Annotated in this window: 2 protein-coding genes and 1 pseudogene; 1 reads left to right on the top strand and 2 read right to left on the bottom strand. The window is 43.9% G+C overall.

Annotation, left to right across the window (positions count from 1 at the left end):
- A partial coding sequence (locus ACP45E_RS20320) for a LysR family transcriptional regulator (protein ID WP_069585482.1) occupies window positions 1-811 on the bottom strand: 811 nt, incomplete at its 3' end.
- A gap of 137 nt (window positions 812-948) precedes the next feature.
- Here ACP45E_RS20320 and ACP45E_RS20315 point away from each other — a divergent pair.
- Window positions 949-1,530, top strand: coding sequence for a class I SAM-dependent DNA methyltransferase (locus ACP45E_RS20315; protein WP_017035891.1), 582 nt, complete (start codon window positions 949-951; stop codon window positions 1,528-1,530).
- A gap of 55 nt (window positions 1,531-1,585) precedes the next feature.
- On the opposite strand, the pseudogene ACP45E_RS20310 reads toward ACP45E_RS20315, so the two are convergent.
- Window positions 1,586-2,110, bottom strand: a pseudogene (locus tag ACP45E_RS20310) (acetoacetate--CoA ligase); the annotation flags it as partial.

The raw sequence follows: 2,110 nt of genomic DNA, 5'->3' as shown, positions 1-2,110 counted from the left end.
CCGCTCTTCCGATCTTACAATAATCTTCTTGTGTCAGACCATAAGTGTGCTTAATCACGGCTAATTCTTGTTGGCGTAAGTGGTGGCGAATCAGAGGCTCAGGAAGCACTCCCCATGCGTTCTCTGTTAAAATCGTCGCGAGCATGAAATCAAAACTAGAGAAACCAATGTATCGGAGAGAAAACGGTTGAAGTTCAGGGTTGTCTTTTTCGTTCAGATAAACCATGACAGCTTGCATTGAATCTCTTAGTACATCATCTGAAACCCGACTCATCTTACTTAGAGCGTGATCTCGCTTACATACCGACATCATTCGTATCTTGCCAAGAGGCTGGTAGGTTATGCGAGGGTCATCTGCTCGTTCATAATCGACACCAAACGCGAAATCTACTTGTCGAGTTTCGACCAGGTTGGATAAATCACCACTTGATGCCAAGACAATATTAATCGACGTGGCGGGGAACTGCTTATTCATGGAGTGCGCAAGATCTTGCCATAAATCATCGGGCAAAGAATCGTCACGTGCTATCCACACTTCCGCATTGAATTCTCCAGAGGCTTGAACGCAGGTTTGCTTAATTCGGGAAGCCGTCACAATTAAATTTTCACAATCTTTGTAGATCGCTTTGCCAGCTTCAGAAAGGGTGACGTGGTTACCGCTGCGAATAAAGAGCTCAGTTGCCAGCTCTTTTTCGAGCGCTTTAATGGACATACTGAGTTTTGTGCGGTTGCATTCAAGTTGTCTCGCCGCTTCTGAAACAGAACCAACATCGGCGACACGACAAAAAGCTTCAATTTGAGATAAGTTCATTTGCTGTACAATCGGGATCGAGTCCATAAATCATATACAAATATTGTGAAATTGTCTGTCTAAGAGATACCTTCGTACGTCATTTTGGTTTACTCTTGAGCCTATTGCCAAATGAAAGATGATACAGGGAGATCATGATGGCGAACGAATGGGACAAATACGCGAAAACTTGGGAAGATGAACAAGCGACTTCTGAGTTTGCCTCTCACGTATTTGAACAGTTAACTCAATTGACGAACCTTAAAGGCAAGCATGTCCTTGATTTTGGATGTGGGACAGGCCTTCTTAGTCATAAAATGTCATCCATTGCCAAAGATATCGTTGCTCTTGACTCCTCCGAAGCGATGATTGAACAACTGGATATGAAAGAGCTCGCTAACGTCGAGCCTGTCGTTGATGAGCTTACCCGAGGTCTTGTCGCGCAGCACCCTGCGTTTCGTAATCAGTTCGATGTTGTTGTCGCTTCATCGGTGTGTGGTTTTTTACCAAGCTTTTCTGAAACAGCCGATGTTATTTATTCGATTTTAGACAGTGAAGGCATCTTTGTTCACTGGGATTGGCTGACAGAACAAGATGAAGATTTTGGTCTAACCCAAACCAAAGTAGAGCAAGTACTAACCAGCGTTGGGTTTGACAGTGTCACAGTCTCTAAAGCGTTCGACATACAAACTGAGCACGGAGTACAGTCTGTCGTTATGGGTGTTGGGCAGAAAAAATAGCCAATTCAATGATGAACCGGCTAACAAAGATGACATTGTAAAGCGAAACACGTTGTTAGAAATTGACGAGCTGTGCGATGTCATCAAGACTACTTGGGTTGGCAATAGCTTCTATATTGTTCACTTCTTTTCCATTAATTCTCTGTTTAACGGCCAGTTCCACTAACTTTCCAGACTTTGTTCTTGGCGTATCAGTGATAGCGAATATTTTCCAAGGAACATGACGAGGAGAGCATTTTTCTTTAAGTCGCTGTCTAATTTCGTCACATAACGCCTCGGTAAGCGGCGTTGAATTGACCATCTGTACAAATAAAATAATTCGTTCATCTTCGTCGACGGTTTTACCTACCGCGATAGAATCTTGGATGTATTCCAATTGGTTCACTTGCTGATAGATTTCCGCCGTTCCAATCCGCACCCCTCCAGGGTTAAGGGTGGCATCACTGCGGCCATAGAAGGTCATTCCTTGATGGACACTCAGGCAAACATCATCACCGTGATGCCAAGTATTGTCATAAACCGCCCAATAAGCATTGTGATACCGACTGCCGTTATCCTGCCAAAACCCAATCGGTTGGTT

This window comes from Vibrio genomosp. F10 str. 9ZD137 (assembly GCF_049974785.1).
In the GTDB taxonomy this organism is placed as follows: domain Bacteria; phylum Pseudomonadota; class Gammaproteobacteria; order Enterobacterales; family Vibrionaceae; genus Vibrio.
Note: the sequence above shows the minus strand (reverse complement) of the source record. Positions and strands in the feature narration are given on the sequence as shown.

Excerpts from the sequence above, each read along its gene's own strand:
- ACP45E_RS20315 (WP_017035891.1), top strand. The coding sequence starts at position 949 with ATGGCGAACGAATGGGACAAATACGCGAAAACTTGGGAAGATGAACAA.